The organism is Anaerosacchariphilus hominis (assembly GCF_014290175.1).
Lineage (GTDB): Bacteria > Bacillota > Clostridia > Lachnospirales > Lachnospiraceae > Laedolimicola > Laedolimicola hominis.
This window is the reverse complement of sequence record NZ_JACOOR010000002.1, coordinates 476,528-494,673: the sequence shown is the minus strand read 5'-3', so window position 1 is coordinate 494,673 and position 18,146 is coordinate 476,528. Positions and strand designations below refer to the sequence as shown.

Annotated in this window: 16 protein-coding genes; all 16 read right to left on the bottom strand. The window is 55.6% G+C overall.

Annotation, left to right across the window (positions count from 1 at the left end; translation table 11 throughout):
- Positions 1–5: 5 nt before the first annotated feature.
- Positions 6–3,365 (bottom strand): ATP-binding protein, encoded by a 3,360-nt coding sequence (locus H8S44_RS04815; RefSeq protein WP_186873038.1) that lies wholly within the window; start codon positions 3,363–3,365, stop codon positions 6–8.
- The gene (locus tag H8S44_RS04810; protein WP_186873039.1) at positions 3,340–3,969 is read right to left on the bottom strand and encodes a DUF4194 domain-containing protein; all 630 of its coding nucleotides are present in this window, start codon (positions 3,967–3,969) and stop codon (positions 3,340–3,342) included. The genes H8S44_RS04815 and H8S44_RS04810 overlap by 26 nt, the downstream gene beginning before the upstream one ends.
- Before the next feature lie 20 nt (positions 3,970–3,989).
- Positions 3,990–5,354, bottom strand: coding sequence for a Wadjet anti-phage system protein JetA family protein (locus H8S44_RS04805; protein ID WP_186873040.1), 1,365 nt, complete (start codon positions 5,352–5,354; stop codon positions 3,990–3,992).
- A gap of 12 nt (positions 5,355–5,366) precedes the next feature.
- Complete coding sequence (locus tag H8S44_RS04800; RefSeq protein WP_186873041.1) at positions 5,367–5,891, bottom strand: TetR/AcrR family transcriptional regulator; 525 nt, start codon at positions 5,889–5,891, stop codon at positions 5,367–5,369.
- 105 nt (positions 5,892–5,996) lie between these two features.
- Positions 5,997–7,055, bottom strand: a complete 1,059-nt coding sequence (locus H8S44_RS04795; protein ID WP_186873042.1) for an NAD(P)H-dependent flavin oxidoreductase — start codon at positions 7,053–7,055, stop codon at positions 5,997–5,999.
- Positions 7,052–8,758, bottom strand: a complete 1,707-nt coding sequence (accD, locus tag H8S44_RS04790) for an acetyl-CoA carboxylase, carboxyltransferase subunit beta (RefSeq protein WP_186873043.1) — start codon at positions 8,756–8,758, stop codon at positions 7,052–7,054. Before accD ends, H8S44_RS04795 begins: the two co-directional genes overlap by 4 nt.
- 22 nt (positions 8,759–8,780) lie before the next feature.
- Positions 8,781–10,145: an acetyl-CoA carboxylase biotin carboxylase subunit gene (locus tag H8S44_RS04785; RefSeq protein WP_186873391.1), complete on the bottom strand. Its 1,365-nt coding sequence runs from the start codon at positions 10,143–10,145 to the stop codon at positions 8,781–8,783.
- A gap of 10 nt (positions 10,146–10,155) precedes the next feature.
- A complete protein-coding gene (gene fabZ / locus H8S44_RS04780) occupies positions 10,156–10,584 on the bottom strand; it encodes a 3-hydroxyacyl-ACP dehydratase FabZ (protein WP_186873044.1) in 429 nt (142 codons plus the stop codon).
- A 3-nt stretch (positions 10,585–10,587) separates the two neighbouring features.
- Positions 10,588–11,052 carry an acetyl-CoA carboxylase biotin carboxyl carrier protein gene (accB, locus tag H8S44_RS04775; RefSeq protein ID WP_186873045.1) on the bottom strand — a complete coding sequence of 155 codons (465 nt, stop codon included), beginning with the start codon at positions 11,050–11,052 and terminating at the stop codon, positions 10,588–10,590.
- Between the two features lie 51 nt (positions 11,053–11,103).
- Positions 11,104–12,351 (bottom strand): beta-ketoacyl-ACP synthase II, encoded by a 1,248-nt coding sequence (fabF, locus tag H8S44_RS04770; RefSeq protein ID WP_186873046.1) that lies wholly within the window; start codon positions 12,349–12,351, stop codon positions 11,104–11,106.
- A 28-nt stretch (positions 12,352–12,379) separates the two neighbouring features.
- Complete coding sequence (gene fabG, locus H8S44_RS04765) at positions 12,380–13,063, bottom strand: 3-oxoacyl-[acyl-carrier-protein] reductase (protein ID WP_408609366.1); 684 nt, start codon at positions 13,061–13,063, stop codon at positions 12,380–12,382.
- A 124-nt stretch (positions 13,064–13,187) separates the two neighbouring features.
- Complete coding sequence (fabD, locus tag H8S44_RS04760; protein ID WP_186873048.1) at positions 13,188–14,108, bottom strand: ACP S-malonyltransferase; 921 nt, start codon at positions 14,106–14,108, stop codon at positions 13,188–13,190.
- Positions 14,101–15,039 carry an enoyl-[acyl-carrier-protein] reductase FabK gene (fabK, locus tag H8S44_RS04755; RefSeq protein ID WP_186873049.1) on the bottom strand — a complete coding sequence of 313 codons (939 nt, stop codon included), beginning with the start codon at positions 15,037–15,039 and terminating at the stop codon, positions 14,101–14,103. Before fabK ends, fabD begins: the two co-directional genes overlap by 8 nt.
- Positions 15,040–15,064: 25 nt before the next feature.
- Positions 15,065–15,292: an acyl carrier protein gene (gene acpP / locus H8S44_RS04750; RefSeq protein WP_186873050.1), complete on the bottom strand. Its 228-nt coding sequence runs from the start codon at positions 15,290–15,292 to the stop codon at positions 15,065–15,067.
- 34 nt (positions 15,293–15,326) lie between these two features.
- Positions 15,327–16,313: a beta-ketoacyl-ACP synthase III gene (locus tag H8S44_RS04745; protein WP_243167472.1), complete on the bottom strand. Its 987-nt coding sequence runs from the start codon at positions 16,311–16,313 to the stop codon at positions 15,327–15,329.
- Positions 16,314–16,530: 217 nt separating this feature from the next.
- Positions 16,531–18,144, bottom strand: coding sequence for a M15 family metallopeptidase (locus H8S44_RS16675; RefSeq protein ID WP_330593531.1), 1,614 nt, complete (start codon positions 18,142–18,144; stop codon positions 16,531–16,533).
- Positions 18,145–18,146: the final 2 nt, after the last annotated feature.

Below are 18,146 nucleotides of genomic sequence, written 5' to 3'. Positions count from 1 at the left end.
CTCCGCTATTCTTCCTCTGTTACCAGCTCCCCAAACTCTTTCTTTTCAAACTCCTGTATGGAAATGCTCTTCTTATTCGGATTCGCGTATACAAAGGTCTTATCCACATTTTCGATGTAGTTCTGGATCTTGTCGTTGGTAGCGCTGATAATGGCCTGAAAGCCCAGACTCCTTATCAGATCGATACAGCTGGCTACCTTCTCTGCATCCATCTTGGAAAAGGCCTCGTCCAGCACCACCAGACGGATGGCAGGACGTCTGGACGCCCGGGCGGACAGATTGATGCGGTAGGCCTGGGCGAAGCTGGCCAGAAGTGCGATGTACAGCGGATTCTGGCCCTCGCCGCCGGAGTTCTTTTTGATCATTTTGCTGAGCCCGATGACCAGGCGCTGCTCGTCGCCCTCTACGATCTGCTCCATCTCAAAAGAAAGATAGGTCCGGTAGTCCGCATACTTCTCCATATTCTTCCGGGATTCCTCCAGTTCAGCCGCCGTAGCGTTCTCCGGCGGAATAAACAGTCGAATCAGATCGTTCATAAGGCTGCCGTATTTGCTCTCATGATTCATGGAAAACAGGTTCATCTGATGATTCATGGAGGTGGACAGGGTGGAGGGATCGATGTTCAGATCCTCATCCATAAACATGTCGTAAAACTCTCCGTCCCGTCCCTTGTTCCGACCGATGCGGAACTGATAACGGTCTTTTCCGAAGTCCAGGTTCCGGATAATCCGGTTCAGCTCATCCCGGCGCACATAAGCCTCCCGGATGGCGCTCCGGATCTTGTAGATAAAGTCCTCCTTGAAGTGTTCCACCGCTGCCCTTGCCTGCTCTCCGGCCTTTTCACGGTAAGTCTCCAATTCACCGCACTGCAGCTCCTTCAGAAGCTTTTCGTAATCGCCATTCTCCTCGGTGGAAGCGGAAAAGTCTCTCTGGGGATGATTTTTCAGATAATCGGTACGCACCTCCACCAGACGGCTCTTCTGCCGTTCACATTCCTCTTCGGTTTCTTCTATGGTTTTTTCCGTCTCCTCCAAAAGCTTACCGTAACGGGGATTCCGATACTCTTTCAGATACTCCGCAAAAAGCTGCGCGTCCTGCTCCGAACCACGAAGCTCCCGTTCCATCTGAATCAGGTCCCCGTTCTTTTCCACCAGACTGTTATTTCCGCTTTCCAGCGCCCGCTCCTTCTCCCAGATCTGTCGACGCACCTTTTCCAGTTCTTCCTTCACGGCATTCTGATGTTCCAGAATCTCACTGCGCTTTTTCTTCAGTGTCTCCACGATACCGGAATTCAGTTCCTCCATCTGCTCCTGGAGACGCAGCCGTTCTTTTTCCTTCTGCTGCTTTTCTTTCTTATCCCGCAACAGATTCTGATATTCCTCTACCGTGTCCGACAGGTATTCCAGATTCAGAATCTTACGCGCCTCCTCCTCGGTCCCGCGGAAGGTCTCCAGCCGCCGGTTCAGCTTTTCCAGCTGGGCTGTCAGCTCTTTCTGTCTCTGCTGCTTACTCTTTTCTCCGATATAGGCGAACTTCGTATAGTTATCCGGGTTCAGACGGCGCAGCTGATAGTTCTGATACAGTCTGCAGTCCTCGGTCACACCGATGCGGCAGCGGCGCAGCTCATCGATGCTCTCGCACTTAATCACATTGCCCAGAAGGAAATTTACAAAGGCCCGGACGTAATCCTCTCCAGCCTTTACTTCCTCCGCCAGGGCTCCCGGCTTTACACGCTGCTCTTCGCTTACGACCCGTTCCGTATCCACCACGGATACCCTCCAGAACTTCTTCGGATCCAGGGTCTCATAAATCTCCATGGCTTCCTTCACATACCGGGGCTCCACGATCAGGGCCAGCTTATTCCATGCCAAATAGCCTTCGATGGCATTTCTCCAGCGCTCGTCCCGGATCTCCAGAAGATCCGCTAAAATTCGCACCGGAACGCGTTTTCCGAGACGGCTGTACAGTTCCTTTTCGATCTCGGAACGGGCCTGGGTCAGCTCCCTGGGATAGGAAGTCTTGCCTGCATACAGTTCTTCCAGCTGGTTCTGAATGCTTTTACTCTCCTTGGCCAGCACCCGGATCTCCGAAGCCGCCTCCCGCTGCTCCTGATCCGCCTCCTGATGGGCCTCTGCAAGGGCCTTTTTCAGAATCTCCAGTTCTTCCCCAGTGATCTTTCCGGCCTGAAGCTTTTCGATTCGGTTCAATGTGTCATTGGAGACTGTCTCCACCTGTTCCCAGGCATCCAGCTTATCAGCCAGCTGATCCCACTTTTCCTCGCTTCGTTTCAGTCGCTCCAAAGCATCCTCCGCATTCCGGAGCTTCTCCTCCAGAAGGGCATAGCCTGTATCTGTCAGCTGTATATTGATCTCATGGTACTGATTTTCCAGATCCGTTTCCAGGGTTTTCTGTTCCGTTTCCCGTCGGCGCTGCTCCTCCAGATCTCCTTTCCAGAGCCCCATCTGATCCTGGAGCTTTTCAATTTCCTCCCGGAGCTCCAAAATGCGCAGTTTCTCCCGGCGATAAACACAGGCCGCCAGCTGATCCTTCTTCTCCATAAAGACCCCGTACTGCTCCCCGATCCGGGTCAACTCTCCGATCTCCACCATGGCCGCCTCGATTTTCCGGCACATCTGACCATAGAGCCGCACGCTCTCCTGCATATCGTCGATCTGAATATCCTGCTCCATGCAGATATATTCTTTCACAAAATCTTCCAGCCTGATATTCATTCGGAAGGGAATGGCCCGCTTAAACAGACGCGGAAACTTCTCCATATCCAGGCCGCCCAGGTACACGTCGTAGAGATTCCGCCGGAAGCGCTCGTTATTGGAGGTATAGAAATACTCCTCCCGTTCAAAATGCTTCTGCAGGTAATCCCGCAGCTCTCCGGTGGTCATGGTTCTGTCTTCCATCCGGTAATCCCCGGGAAGCATGCTGCCCTTATGCCAGAAGAACAGGCGGCCGATCTCATTGGTGGCCGTCTCCACATCGAAGGCCACGCCGATGCACTCCTTTTCCCCTGTGATACTGTGCTTCATCTCCAGCACAATGGTGGAGGAAAAATTCTTATTCCTCCGGTAGGATACCTGATTATTCTCGCCGATATTGATCATACCCCGCAGATACTCGATGAGGCTTCGATCCGAATCGTCCGCCGCCGCCTTGTTAAAGAAGCCCCGGCCGTCTGTGTTGGCATAAAGGACGATCTGCATGGCGTCAATGACCGTGGACTTTCCGCTTCCGGAATGTCCCGTGAAAAAGTTGATGCTTTCGTTCAAATGCAGCACCTTCCGGTCGATATAATGCCAGTTATTCAGTCCGATTCTGGTAAATATTTTATAAGCCTGTGTCTGCTGTTCCATCTTCCGACTCCTCTTCCGTTTCCTCAAATGTCCGTATCAGCTCCCGGGCGTCCTCCCGCATGAGAATCAGGTTCACGCTGGGATAGATCAGGATCCGGCTGTTCTCGCCCATCTCATCGTAAGCGTCCAGGAATTCCACGATCTGATACTTTTTCAGGGCCGCAAAGGCCTTTTTCTGCTCGGTGACCGATGGCAGCCCCCGCACCAGGCGGAACTCTCCCATCTTACTGTTCAGCTCTCCCAGGGTCACGAAGACCTGGGTGCTGGTGGATACCGCCGCCATTTTCTCATCATAGAGAAGCTTCAGAAGCAGAAGGTAAATGGTGGTCAGCTTGGTCAGCCGCTCTCCGGCGCCCTCGATGCCCTGGATATAAATGATACCCAGCTCCTCGTTCTGCTCCAGGAGAATGCCTGCCACCCCGAAATATTCCTTCAAAAACTCCCGGTGTCTGCTGCAGAATTCATATTCCCGGTCAGAAGCCATCCGGCCGCTCTTTTTATCATACTTTCGATCCAGCAGAAAGGTCTGCGACAGAAGCTTCCGGATGGCGCTCTGCATACTTTCCTGATCCGCTGTGTTTAATTCTTTATACTGTTCCAGCATCTTTCATGCCCTTTCCTTTTTTATTCTCCCTGTTCTCCATCCGCAGACGTCTTCGGTCCTTTCCGGAAAAATGCCATCCGGGGATAGCTGTAACTGCCATACTCCACCTGTTCCTCCTGTACCACTACCTGATAGCGGCTGTTCCGGCGCATGGCGATATCGTAGGCCAGGATCAGCTTTTCAAAATCCTCGTCGCTCTGCAGGTTCATACGTTCTGTCTCCAGCACGCCATCTTCCATATGATCGCCGATAAATTCTTCGATCTGCTTTTTCGTAAACCGGTGGCGGATCTGATTCATCTTCAGAATATCTTCCCTGGACAGCTCCGCGCTCTTTTCTTCTCCGGTTAGTTCTTCCTCAAAGCGTTTTCTCCTGCGCTGCCGATACAGAGGCTGTTCGTTCAGCACCGAAAAGCCGGTAAGCTGCATCCGTCCGGCTACGGCTCCCAGCATAGCTGTCTGCCGCTCCGGGTCTTCCTGGGCGCTCAGATCGTTCAGAAGCTGAATCAGCAGGCCATGGCGTTCTGTCTCGTCGCTTAAGAGATAGTTCAGGCGGCTGACGGTAGCCCGGACATACTTGCTGTGCTCCCGGTCCATATTGGCGATGCGGTGCTCGATATCTTCAAAGCCCCGCTCGATCTGATCCACCAGATCCAGCATTTCGTTCTCCTGATCCGGAGCCACCTCCGGCTCCTCCCGGAGACTTCTCAGGCACCGCTTGATATCCATTTTATAAATATAAAAATTATCGCTGGTCTTTAAAATATGGTACTTCTGCTGTACTGCCGTCTCCACAAAGCCTTCCAGATGCTCTTTCAGCAGATTTTTATAATTCTTCTGCTCCAGCAGACGCCCGAAGAACTTGTCCATATTATGAAGCATATCCTGCAGGGCCTTGTTCAGCTTTTTCGTATTAATCAGGGCCGTTTTCAGCATGGACAGGTTTTTACGCCTGTCATTCTTAAAGGAAAAGAGGGTGGCATACACATTCTGAATATAAACCTCCGTTTCCTCCGTCTGTTCATTGACCAGGCGGTCAAAGGCGTCAATCAGGATCGCCGCATAATCGGGAATGACGATATTGACCGTCATGGCACCATAGTCCTCCACCTTTCGAAGCCACCTATGGCGCAGCAGCCAGTTCAGGATACGGCCCGGCAGCGCGCTCTGCTCCTCCTCGTCGGTCTCGTCCTCTTCCCTCTGGAAGCTCCAGGCAGATTCCCGGCACTTATCCGACAGGATCTGGGCGCAGGCGTCCTTGCTTAAAAAATAATTGTTATACTGGTATTCATCATTGATAGCCAGCAGGGCCTCGATATACACGTCCCGGTTGCCCGACCGGAACAGGCTCCAGAACTCTGCCGGGATCTCATATAAAAACTGCACGTTGTTCTCCTTTTAAAGCTGAGCGGTAATTTGATCGGCAATCATTTCCGCCGGCTCCCGCTTTCCGTTTTTCTCCCACTGAATAAACACATTCAGCAGAGCCCCGCCGTAAAAATACAGCTCATAGGCCGGTATCTTGTAATGGGGCATGATTCGTTTGATCATATAATCATTCATGGCGTCCTGGACGATGTAGAGGAGCTTCGCGTCCACCAGCTTCAGGATAAAGACCGCATATCGGTCGAAATACTTCAGCGCATGGATGATGCTGCTCCGATCATGGAACCGGCCCACCTTCTCCTCCCGGCATTCCCGGATATATCCGGCTACGATCTCATGGAAGAAATCCGTCAGCGCGTCCTCTTTCGTCTCATAGTAATGATAGAAGGTCACACGGGACACACCGGCCCTCTTCACGATGTCCGACACCTTGATTTTTTCATATTCTTTCTTATCCATCAGGGAAAAGACTGCCTCGCCGATACACATGCGGGTGAAACGGGTTCTTTTATTGTGATTCTGAGAAAATAGATTCAAATTCTGTTCTCCTGTTACATAAAAATGACATCTGTATGCAGGAAGTTCTCCACACATACAGATGTCATTATAGCATACTTTTGCCGTTTCGGAAAGGCGTGAGTTTTATCCCAGCAGATCATCCACCACCTGCTGCACCGTCTCTATCCGCTCCGCTTTCCAGGCATCCGCTCCGCAGAACAGAAGGCCGTTCTCCCTGTCTCCCTTCACGGCACGGATCAGTGCCTCGGTGATGCAGTAGGGGATCTCCGTGGGCCTGCAGCCTTTGATGCAGCCCCGGCAGCGTTCGGGCGCAATCCGTTCTCCTGACATGACCCGATCCGCGAAAACGTTTCGGATGGCCCGGCCCGGCAGACCCACAGGGCTTTTGATGAGCAGAATATCCTCTTCCCGGGCGTCCAGATAGGCCTGCTTGTAGCGCGGATCCGCGTCGCATTCCTCCGTGGTCACAAAACGGGTGGCTGCCTGAATGGCGTCAGCCCCCAGTGCAAAGGCCCGAGCGGCCTTTTCCATGCCGCTGATACCGCCGCCCAGGACCACCGGGATTTTCTTCTGAAAGCGCGCCTCGTATTCCCGGACTTTCGCGATGATCCGCTTCACTTCTTCGCCGTAGGCTGCCTCATCAAAAGAGGTCAGCTGTTCTCCGGTGAAGCCCAGATGTCCTCCGGCCTTCGGCCCCTCGATGACCAGAAAATCCGGCACCCGTTCAAACTTCCGCGCCCAATATTTTAAAATCACCCCAGCGGACTTTTCTGTGGACACAATGGGCGCCAGCTTTACATTGCTTCCCGCCGCGTACTCCGGCAGATCCACAGGCAGTCCCGCGCCGGAGACGATAAAATCCGCTCCCAGCTTCACAGCCTGCTTCACATAATCGGCGTAATGCTGCATGGCCACCATGATATTAAAGCCTACCACGCCGCCTTCTGCCCTGCCCCGGGCCTTTTGCAGTTCCTTTCCCATGGCGCGCAGATTCGCTTCCACCGTATTTGTATCAAAATCCGGCTCCCGGAAACCGATCTGGGCGGCGGAGATGGCTCCTGCCCCGCCTGCGGCCGCCACAGCGCCCGCCAGGCCGCCCAGGCTTACTCCTACGCCCATACCGCCCTGAAAGATGGGACGGCGCAGAGTCAGGTTGCCGATTTGTAATTCTTTTTGTTTCATAGTTTTCTCTTTCTGTCTGTTTCGCTCTTTATGGTTCCCAGATGCCGGAACCGGTCATAACGTTGATCCGCCAGCTCCCGGCCACTCATTTGCCCATACTGCTCCAGAAACTGTTCCAGCTTTTCTTCCAGCGGCACCGTCACCTGATACAGGTTCTCCTCGGTAAAAGACTCCGGCTCCGAGAACACCTGCTCCACGATGCCTGCCTGCTTCAGATCTGCCGCCGTCAGCCTCATACACTCCGCCGCATGCTTCGCCCGTTTGCTGTCCTTCCAGAGGATGCTGGCAAAACCCTCCGGGGACAGGATAGAGTATACAGAATTCTCCAGCATCCAGACCTCGTTTCCCACAGCCAGGGCCAGAGCGCCTCCGCTGCCGCCCTCGCCGATGATGACGGTGAGAACCGGCACCTTCAGAGCCGACATTTCATAGATATTCCGGGCGATGGCCTCGCCCTGTCCCCGTTCCTCCGCGTCGATGCCGCAGGCCGCTCCCGGAGTGTCCACAAAGCAGATGACCGGACGGTGGAACTTCTCCGCCTGGCGCATGAGACGCAGGGACTTCCGATAACCGTCCGGGGAGCACATGCCGAAGTTTTGATCCTTTTCCTGGGAAATGACGGTGACCGGACGCCCCCGGAAGCTGGCGATACCGCCCAGAACTGCCGGGTCGTCCGCAAACAGGCGGTCGCCGTGGAACTCGTAGAAATCATCGAAAAGGGCGGCCACATAGGCATGGCCCCGGGGACGCTTTTTGTCCCGTGACCGCTGTACCCGCTCCCATGCGGTTTTTGAGCTTCCCCGCTGCTTTGTCAGACGGGGACCTGCATCCCTGCTGCCTGCCTCTGCTTTTTCCCCCTGGGCCCGGTGCAGCCGCAGCAGATCCCCCAACGTCCTCTTCAGCTCGCTTCGCTCCACGATCCCGTCCACAAAGCCGTGCTCCAGCAGAAATTCTGCCCGCTGGAAGCCCGTCGGCAGCTTCTGCCCCGTGGTCTGCTCGATGACCCGGGGGCCTGCAAAGCCGATGAGCGCTCCCGGCTCCGCCAGGATGATGTCACCCTCCATGGCAAAGCTGGCGGTCACGCCGCCGGTGGTGGGATCCGTCAGAACTGTGATATAGAGAAGCCCTGCATCGGAATGGCGTCGGATGGCCGCGCTGGTTTTCGCCATCTGCATCAGGGAAAAAATACCCTCCTGCATCCTGGCTCCGCCGGAGCAGGTGAAAAGAATCAGAGGAAGCCCCTCTTTGGTGGCCCGCTCTGCGGCCCGGGTGATTTTTTCACCCACAGCCTCGCCCATGCTGGCCATCAGGAAACGTCCGTCCATGACTCCGACCACAGCCTTCTCGCCACCGATCCGGCATGTTCCGGTGACTACTGCCTCCCTGAGACGGGTCTTCAGGCGGGTGACCGCCAGCTTTTCTTCATACCCTTCATAGTCCAGAGGATTACTGCCTGTCAGCTCCCGATCCCATTCCTCGAAGCTTCCCTCGTCCGCCACTTGGCCAACCCGCTCCCAGGCAGGCACCCGGAAATATCCCCTGCATCTGGGACATATATAATAATGGTTCTTCACATCCTCCACTACGATAGCGCCGCCGCACATGTTGCACCGGGCCAGAAGGCCTTCGGGAACCTCGGGCTTCCGGACGCTGCCGCTGAAGATTCGTTTTTTCGTTTTCTTAAATACATGATCCAGATTCATAAGTCTGACTTTGCTCCTCTGTTTACTCTGTCTCCGCCCGGGCAGCCTTTTCCTCCCGGGTGCGGATAAACTCGATATCCACATTTCCCTTCTGGAAATCCGCGTCCTCCAGGATCCCGTACTGATAATTCACATTGGTGTCCACGCCTTCGATGATGACCTCTCCCAGGGCGCTCTCCATTTTTCGGATGGCCTCTCCCCGGGTCCGGGCCCAGACGCTGATTTTCGCGATCATGGAATCGTAATAAGGCGGAATAGCATAACCGCTGTAAATGGCCGAGTCGATACGGATGCCCTTACCGCCCGGCAGGTGCAGTCCCGTCACCGTGCCCGGGCAGGGCCGGAAGTTCTCCTCCGGCTTCTCCGCGTTGATACGGACCTCGATAGCGTGGCCGTTTACCCGCACTTCATCCTGGGTGAAGCCAAGCTTTTTCCCCGCCGCGATGCGGATCTGCTCTTTGATCAGGTCGATGCCTGTGATCCACTCGGTCACAGGATGCTCCACCTGGATCCGGGTGTTCATTTCCATAAAATAATAGTTTCCATTCTTTTCCAGTAGGAATTCAATGGTTCCGGCGTTCACATAACCTGCTGCCTTTGCAGCCCGCACGGCCGTCTCTCCCATTTCCCGCCGCTTCTCCTCGGACAGAGCCGGGCTCGGGGCCTCCTCGATCATTTTCTGATGATTCCGCTGGATGGAGCAGTCCCGCTCACCCAGATGCACCACATTTCCGAAGCTGTCCGCCAGAATCTGAAACTCGATGTGTCTCGGATGGGTAATAAAATGCTCGATATACATGGAATCATCGCCAAAGGCCTGCTTCGCTTCCGTCTGGGCCAGCAGAAAGTTCTTCTCAAACTCCTCCGGGCTCTCCGCCACCCGCATACCCTTTCCGCCGCCACCCAGAGCCGCCTTGATCATGACCGGATAGCCGATGCGGGCTGCTTCCTCTGCACCCCTTCCGGGGTCGTATACTGCTTCTTTTGTGCCCGGGATCACCGGAACTCCTGCGGCTGCCATGGTATTGCGGGCCTCCTGCTTATTGCCAAGCTTTGCGATAACCCCGGAACCGGGGCCGATGAAAATGATGCCGCATTTCTCACAAAGCTCCGCAAATCTGCTGTTTTCCGATAGAAGTCCAAAGCCCGGATGAATGGCGTCTGCTCCGGAAATAATGGTGGCGCTGATGATTTTCTCCATGGACAGGTAGCTGTCCGCCAGGGCCGCTGGCCCGATGCAGACGGCCTCGTCCGCCAATTTGGCGTGAAGCGCCTCCCGGTCGGCCTCGGAATAGACCGCCACGGTCTCGATTCCCATTTCCCGGCAGGCCCGGATGACACGCACCGCGATCTCTCCCCGGTTGGCCACAAGAACTTTTCTTATCATCATAAAACTCCTATCCTATCATAAAGGTCAGCTCCGCCCGAACCACCACGTTACCATCCACACTGGCGATGGCTTCACCCACCCCCAGGGGGCCCTTGCGCTTGATAATCCGGGTCTCCAGGCGCAGTTTGTCGCCGGGAACCACCTTTCCCTTGAATCTGCATTTATCGATGCCACCAAAGTAAGCGGTCTTGCCCCGATGCTCCGGCAGGGACAGGATCGCCACTGCGCCTACCTGGGCCAGGGCCTCTACGGTCAGCACCCCCGGCATCACCGGCTCCTGGGGAAAATGTCCCGCGAAGAAGTCCTCCCGGTAGCTGACGCATTTATAGCCCACGGCAAACTCGCCGGGCTCGTAATCTTCAATATAATCCACCAGCAAAAAAGGATGCCGGTGGGGAATGATTGCTTTGATCTGGTTGATATCCAAATGGTTCATGGCCTAATCCTCCTCTACCCGGAACAGGGGCTGGCCGTATTCCACAGCCTGGGCATTGTCTGCGCAGACCTCCCGGATGACGCCGTCGCAGTCGCTGGTAATTTCATTCATGAGCTTCATGGCCTCCACGATACCGACTACCTGGCCCTTCTTTACCTGGTCGCCCACGCTCACAAAGGGTTCAGCGTCCTCGGAAGGAGCAACATAAAAGACGCCCACCAGGGGAGACTTGATCTCCGTACCGGATTTCCGCGCCTCTGAATCAGAACTACCTGCTGCAGCGCTTCCTTCCCGGGAACCGTCCGCCTGAACTGACTGCTCCGCCGCCATGTCCGGCAGCCCGTTTATCTGTATCTTCTGCTTCTTCTTTTCCAGCCGAAGCTTTGTCCCGTTCTGCTCATAGCTGAAACTGTCCAGCTTTGACTCAGAAACCCTTTCAATTAATTTCAAGATCTGTTCAAATTCCATGTTATACTCCTGTATCTCCTGTCTCTGCCATTCACTCCAAAACCTGTCCTGCTACCTGGAACTCTCTTCATACTTCTGAATCAGCAGGCAGGCGTTATGTCCGCCGAAGCCCAGAGAATTGGTCAGGGCATAACGGATTTCTTTTTCCACCGGAGCGCCGATGGCGTAGTTCAGATCACACTCTTCGTCTGTCTCCCGGGTTCCCACGGTCTGATGTATGTAGTTCTCTTCTACTGCTTTCGCGCAGACCACAAACTCTACGCCGCCTGCCGCACCCAGAAGATGGCCAATCATGGACTTGGTGGAATTGATCACCACGTCCTTTGCCGCGTCGCCCAGAGCCACCTTGATTGCCCGGGTCTCGTAGAGATCATTATGGTGGGTGGCGGTGCCGTGGGCGTTAATATAGTCCACCTGGGAGGGATCAATGCCGCCCTCCTTCATGGCCAGCTCCATGGCCTTGGCTGCGCCGCTTCCGTCCTCGCAGGGAGAAGTGATATGGAAGGCGTCACCGGTGGCTCCGTAGCCCTTAAGCTCCGCGTAAATGTGCGCGCCCCTTGCCAGCGCGTGCTGGAGCTCCTCAAGAACTACTACCCCTGCGCCCTCGCCCAGTACAAAACCGCTGCGGTCTTTGTCAAAGGGAATGGAAGCACGGGCCGGATCGGTCTCCGTGGTCAGCGCCGTCAGGGCCTGAAAGCCCGCCACGCCGGTGGGACAGATACAGCTTTCCGCGCCGCCTGCCAGCATGATATCCGCGTCGTCATACTGGATGGCCCGGAAAGCGTCGCCGATGCAGTGGGTACCGGATGCGCAGGCTGTCACCACATTCGTGCATTTTCCCCGCAGTCCCAGCTGGATGGAGATATTGCCTGCGGCCATATTGGAGATCATTTTCGGCACCATTAAGGGCGCTACCCGCTTCGCATTACCTTTTAAAATTTTCTCATATTCCTTTTCCACAGTTTCCAGGGAACCGATACCGGAACCCACGATGACGCCCGCCCGGAAAGGATCTTCCTTCGTCATGTCCAGTCCCGCGTCCGCAAAGGCTTCTTTTGCCGCAGCCACCGCGTACTGGGCGAAGGGCTCCATGCGCTTGGCCCCTTTCGGATCCATGCGTTCGGCCGCGTCAAAGTCTTTGACTTCCGCAGCCAGCTTCACCTTGTAATTTTCTGTATCAAAACGGGTAATCTCACCGATTCCCACCCGGCCCTCCCGGATGCTCTGCCAGAACTCCGGTACCGTATTTCCGATGGGGGTCACAGCACCCAGCCCCGTTACTACCACTCGTCTTTTCATATAAAATAGTACTCCTCTGTCTTCTGTGTCACATCACCATACCGCCGTCCACGTTCAGCACCTGGCCGGTGATATAGGCCGCGTCGTCGGATGCCAGAAAGGCCGCCGCTTTCGCTACCTGCTCCGGCTTTCCGAAATGTCCCAGGGGAATCTGGGCGCTCATCTGCTCCTTGATTTTACCGCTGAGCCGGTCTGTCATATCCGTCTCGATAAAGCCCGGCGCGATGGCATTTACGGTAATCCCACGGCCGGCCAGCTCTCTGGCTGCCGTCTTCGTCATGCCGATAACGCCTGCCTTGGATGCCGCGTAATTGGTCTGGCCCGCGTTTCCGGTGAGTCCAACCACCGAAGCCAGATTGATGATGCGTCCGCTCCGCTGCTTCAGCATCTGGCGGGACACGAAGCGCATGGTGTGAAAGGTTCCTTTCAGGTTGGTATCAATGACTGCGTCAAATTCCTCTTCCGTCATCTTCATCAGCAGATTATCCCGGTTGATGCCTGCGTTGTTGACCAGAATGTCGATGCGCTTATGAGTTTCCAGTACGCCGCTTATCAGCTGTCCGCAGGCCTCGTAATCAGCCACGTTGCACTGCCAGGCCTCCGCTTTTCCTCCTGCTGCCCGGATGGCATTTACGGTCTCTGCCGCAGCCGCCTCAGAACCGTTATAATTGACGATAACCTGGGCCCCCTTTGCCGCCAGCTCTGTGGCGATGGCCCGGCCGATGCCCCGTGACGCGCCGGTGACCAGGGCGATTTTTCCTTCTAAATTCATAGTTTTCTCTCTTTCTTATCTTCTTCCCTGCTCTCAGAACGGAACGCCCCGGCTGCATTCTTCTTTAAGAATGCTCCCTCAGGAACTGCTCCATGTCCTCCCAGGAGGCAATGTTGTATACCTTCACATCCGGATTGATTTTCTTCATAAATCCAGCCAGGGTCTTTCCGGGCCCGATTTCCACAAAGGTATCCGCCCCGTCCCCTATCATAGCTTCCACGCTCTGCTGCCAGCGCACCGGGGAGGATACGCCCCTGGCCAGCAGCGGACGGATTTCCGCTTTTTCTGTGACCTTCGCTGCGGTCACATTCGCATAATAGGGCACTTCCGGATTCTGCATTTCCACCGCTGCCAGCGCTTCCGAAAGTTTCTCCCCCGCGCTCTTTAAGAGTGGAGAATGAAAGGGTCCGCTGACCTTCAGGGGAACCACCCGTCTCGCTCCGGCTGCCTTCAGAGCCTCCGCTGCTTCCTGCACTTCGGCTGTCTTTCCGGTGATCACAATCTGTCCCGGACAGTTATAGTTGGCGATAGTCACACCCGTCCGGTTTTCCAGTACTGCTTCGATGGCCCCGGTCTCCATGCCAAGCACCGCGCACATGGCGCCTTCCCCTGCCGGTACGGTGTTCTGCATCAACAGTCCCCGTTTCCGCACCAGGCGGATGGCGTCAAGGGCTGTCATTCCGCCCGCTGCCGCGATGGCCGCGTACTCGCCCAGGCTTAAGCCCGCCGTCATGTCCGGCTTCTGTCCCCGTTTCCGCAGCTCCCCGGCTATGGCTAGACAAGCCGCCACCAGACAGGGCTGGGTGTACTCGGTCAGATGGAGCTGTTCATTTTCTTCAAAACAGGTGGCTCTCAAATCAAAGTCCAATGCTGCGTCCGCCTGATCAAAAAGCTCCTTTGCAAGGGGGCTGTTTTCATAGAAATCCTTTGCCATCCCCGCTTTCTGGGCTCCCTGGCCCGGAAACATCCATACGGTCTTACTCATACTGCGCCGCTCCCTTTAAGATCTGTCTCGTCTCTGCCATCATCTGTTCGATGACCTCTTTACATGGCAGCTCGGATTTCACCAGTCCGGCGATCTGTCCGGACATGACGCTTCCGGTTTTTACGTCGCCCTCCACCACTGCTTTCCGCAGGCCGCCCAGGGTCAGGTATTCCAGTTCCTCCGCGGTGGCTCCCGCCGCTTCCATCTCCAGATATTTTTTCGTCATCTCATTTCTCAGGGCGCGGACCGGATGACCGGTGGTTCTTCCTGTGACCCGGGTATCGATGTCCCGTGCCTTCAGTACCTTTTCTTTGTAATTGGGATGTACCTGACACTCGGTGGTGGCCACAAAGCGGGTACCCATCTGTACGCCCTCTGCCCCCAGCATCAGAGCCGCCGCCATGCCTCTGCCGTCGGCGATACCGCCTGCGGCGATGACCGGAATCTCCAGATTGTCCACCACCTGGGGCACCAGGGTCATGGTGGTACTTTCACCCACATGACCGCCGGACTCACAGCCTTCCGCCACCACAGCGTCCGCGCCGCAGCGCTCCATCCGTTTTGCCAGGGCCACGGAAGCCACCACCGGGATGACCTTAATGCCCTTTTCCTTCCAGAGTTCCATGTACTTTTCCGGGTTTCCTGCGCCGGTGGTAACCACGGCCACTCCTTCCTCAGCGATGACCTGTGCCACCTGATCCGCGTAGGGACTCATCAGCATCACATTGACACCAAAGGGCTTGTCCGTCCGCTTTTTCGTCTCGCGGATCTGCTCCCGCACCCACTCCGCCGGAGCGTTGGCCGCGCCGATGATTCCTAAGCCTCCCGCCTCGGAGACAGCCGCCGCCAAGTGGTACTCTGCCACCCAGGCCATACCGCCCTGCATCACCGGATATCTGGTTCCCAGTAAGGTTGTTACTCTTGTCTGCATCTGTTTACACTCCTGAATTCTGTTCTTATTCCTTATGGCTCTCGATATAGGTCATAACATCCTTTACAGTCTCCAGCTGCTCCAGATCCTCGGAGGGAATCTCCAGGTCAAACTCCTCCTCCAACGCCATAACCATCTCAAAGAGATCCAGGGAATCTGCTTTCAGATCTTCCTTGAAGGAAGACTCCGGGGTGATATTCTCCTCTTCCACATTCAGGTTCTCTGCTACAATCTTCTTAATCTGCTCAAACATCTTCTTTTTCTCCTTTTGAATTTAAATTTGTTTTTTAATCTCTGTTCCACTCCGTCACGGCCGCGCCCCAGGTGAGGCCGCCGCCGAAGCCGGCCAGCACCAGCTTTTCTCCCTGTTTCAGGGAGCCCCTCCGGTTCAGCTCGTCCAGCAGAATCGGAATGGAGGCCGACGAGGTGTTGCCGTAGCGCTGCAGGTTCATGGGGAATTTTTCCAATGGCTCGCCCAGGCGCTTTGCCACAGCCTCCACGATCCGCTGATTGGCCTGGTGCAGTACATAATGGGAAATGGTTTCTCTTTTCAGCCCATTTTTCTCCAGCACCTCTTCGATGACCTGGGGAACCCTGCGGACTGCGAATTTGAAGACGGCCTGACCGTCCATTTCCATGAAACACCTCTCCCCCTGGGAGCTTCGCAGGGTCAGCGCCTCTCCTGCCCCGCCGTCGGAATAGGCCGCCGGGAAAAAAGCTCTTCCTTCTTCCGCGCTCACTGCCACGGCTCCGGCCCCGTCTCCGAAGAGGATGCAGGTGCTCCGGTCCTGCCAGTCGGTCAGGTTTGACAGGCATTCGCTTCCAATGATTAGGGCTTTTTCCACAAGTCCGGCTGTCATGTATGCGCTGACGGTATTCCAAGCTGCCACGAAGCCGCTGCAGGCGGCGCTCAGGTCAAAGCAAAAGGCCCTGGAGGCTCCAATGGCTGCCTGTACTTCGCAGGCGGTGCAGGGCATGACGCGGGTGGGGGAGATGGTGGATACAAGGATCAGATCCAGCTCCTCTGCCTCCATATCCGCATTTTCCAGAGCCTGTCTTGCAGCCGCGACAGCCAGGGATACTGTGGTCTCTTCCACTGCGATATGGCGTGTCCGGATGCCGGTGCGTTCCCGGATCCATGCGTCGCTTGTTTCTACCAGGCGGGCGATGTCGTCGTTGGTGACGATCCGCCGGGGGACGCTGGAGCCGGTGCCCCGAATGACGGCTTTCTTTGTTGAATACATTTCTGGGTTCAGTTTGGGTGCTCCTGTCATGGGGTGCCTCGATTTCTTTTCTTTCTTGTATTTGTCATGGGATTTTTGATGACAGGGACGATTGTAGCAGATATTTTGTGGAGGTGGGGTTTACAGATTTGAGGATTTTGTAAGATGTGCGGAGATTCAGAAAAGGAAAAGGCTCAGGGTGAAAAACTTTTCCACCCTGAGCCTCTGATACGTTTTTGAATGAAAGGCGCCCCTCCCGAGTTGTCTGTTATTGATTATAATACTGGTTCAGGCCGGTCAGGAGGCCTTCCGCAAGCTGATTCAGCCTGGTGTCGCTGTGATCGGAGGCGGCGTTGCCCAGTTCGATGTCTACGGAGGGGATAGTGCTGTAGGAAGTCTGGGTCAGGTCGATGCTCATGCTGCCTCCTTTATAGATGGCGGCTCCCTGGGTCTGAAGGCCGGTTATGAGGGCGGCACCCAGGCTGTTGTGCTGCTGCCAGTGGGAGGCTACCGGCTCCATGCCTTTGATGGCATCGGGGACGGAGATGTAGAAGCAGCCTTTGTCATAGGAAAGGCCGTCACCGTCCCAGTGGAGGGCGATATGGCAGTCGGCCACGTTGTTACAAATGACAGTGCGGGCCACGTTGTCCAGCTGGACGTCGTCGCCGTCCCGGAGCATCAGTACGTCGTATCCTGCGGCCAGAAGCTTATCCCGGAGGATCCGGGCCATCTGCAGGGTCACGGCGCTCTCCCGGGTACCGTCAGCGAAGGTCATGCCGCCGGAGACGGCCGCCGCTGTGGTGGCTCCCTGGGCGGTGCTGCCGCCGGTGGTCTTAGGAGAACCGTCCGGGTGGCACAGGGTTTTTACGGAAGCTCCGCCGGAGGTGCCATGGCCTGCGTTGACGCCCACCACGATATTCTTCCGGTTCTCTTCCGCCCGGTACAGAACGGCGCTGCCGCTGTGGATGGCAGAATGATCCGCGTACTGCCAGGATTCGTTCAGGCTGATCTGGGCTCCATTTTCCAGGGCAATGGTCGTTCCGGCTTCGGCGGCCGTCTCTTTCGGCTCCTTCTGGAAATGCTGATAGTCCTTCAGGGTCTTCCAGTTTCCGCCCCAGGTGTAGCCACGCTGCTGAAAGAGCTGCAGGCACAGGTCGCCCTCGCCGCCGATCTTATAGGAGAAGTCCGCACTCCGATCGGCGTAAGCCTCGCTGCCCGCCGGGGAAATATGTTCCACGCCATTCGGATAGGTCACATAAGGATTATAGAAGGGGTTGATGTCTATGGCCAGCCCAAGGGCATGCTTTGACAGCTTTGTGCTGCCTGCTACCACCCGATAATTAAAACAGGAAGTATTATTGTCCGCCACAGCCAGATCGTCGTCTCCGCCGTAGTCGTCCATCAGACACATTTTTTCGATGGGATACCTATTCTCATAGAGCTCCCGGAAGATTTCCAGAAGCTCCTCCGCGATCTGAGCGTTTGCCACCATCTCGCCCACATGGGTATTTCCGTCGAAACCGTAGTAGAGCATCCGAAGATACCGGAGATCTTCCCGGCTGATATTATCATTTTCCTGATAGGTAACTCCGTCCATCCGGACAAAGACCTCGTCTGGGATCTCTTCCGACAGAAAGAGGGCGTCTACGTCCTCCTCCGTCAGCTCTTTTTCCACTATCGTGCCGGAGGGACAGGTGAGATAATCCACCTCCGTGACTTCTTCCGCGGGCTCTGCCGTACTTTCCGTTTCTTCCGATTCTTCTATTTCTTCCGCGGTCGTCTCCGGTTCCTCCACCGGGGTCTTTCTTCCACAGCTGCCGCATAACAGGCAAATGGCCATTCCTGCGGCAGAAATGACCATTTGAAACCTTTTTTTCTTCATCT

What these genes read in the sequence shown, in the direction of transcription:
- H8S44_RS04815 (WP_186873038.1), bottom strand. Translation starts at nt 3,365, where the DNA reads ATGGAACAGCAGACACAGGCTTATAAAATATTTACCAGAATCGGACTG.
- H8S44_RS04810 (WP_186873039.1), bottom strand. Translation starts at nt 3,969, where the DNA reads ATGCTGGAACAGTATAAAGAATTAAACACAGCGGATCAGGAAAGTATG.
- H8S44_RS04795 (WP_186873042.1), bottom strand. Translation starts at nt 7,055, where the DNA reads ATGAAACAAAAAGAATTACAAATCGGCAACCTGACTCTGCGCCGTCCC.
- accD (WP_186873043.1), bottom strand. Translation starts at nt 8,758, where the DNA reads ATGAATCTGGATCATGTATTTAAGAAAACGAAAAAACGAATCTTCAGC.
- H8S44_RS04785 (WP_186873391.1), bottom strand. Translation starts at nt 10,145, where the DNA reads ATGATAAGAAAAGTTCTTGTGGCCAACCGGGGAGAGATCGCGGTGCGT.
- fabZ (WP_186873044.1), bottom strand. Translation starts at nt 10,584, where the DNA reads ATGAACCATTTGGATATCAACCAGATCAAAGCAATCATTCCCCACCGG.
- accB (WP_186873045.1), bottom strand. Translation starts at nt 11,052, where the DNA reads ATGGAATTTGAACAGATCTTGAAATTAATTGAAAGGGTTTCTGAGTCA.
- fabF (WP_186873046.1), bottom strand. Translation starts at nt 12,351, where the DNA reads ATGAAAAGACGAGTGGTAGTAACGGGGCTGGGTGCTGTGACCCCCATC.
- fabD (WP_186873048.1), bottom strand. Translation starts at nt 14,108, where the DNA reads ATGAGTAAGACCGTATGGATGTTTCCGGGCCAGGGAGCCCAGAAAGCG.
- fabK (WP_186873049.1), bottom strand. Translation starts at nt 15,039, where the DNA reads ATGCAGACAAGAGTAACAACCTTACTGGGAACCAGATATCCGGTGATG.
- acpP (WP_186873050.1), bottom strand. Translation starts at nt 15,292, where the DNA reads ATGTTTGAGCAGATTAAGAAGATTGTAGCAGAGAACCTGAATGTGGAA.
- H8S44_RS04745 (WP_243167472.1), bottom strand. Translation starts at nt 16,313, where the DNA reads ATGACAGGAGCACCCAAACTGAACCCAGAAATGTATTCAACAAAGAAA.
- H8S44_RS16675 (WP_330593531.1), bottom strand. Translation starts at nt 18,144, where the DNA reads ATGAAGAAAAAAAGGTTTCAAATGGTCATTTCTGCCGCAGGAATGGCC.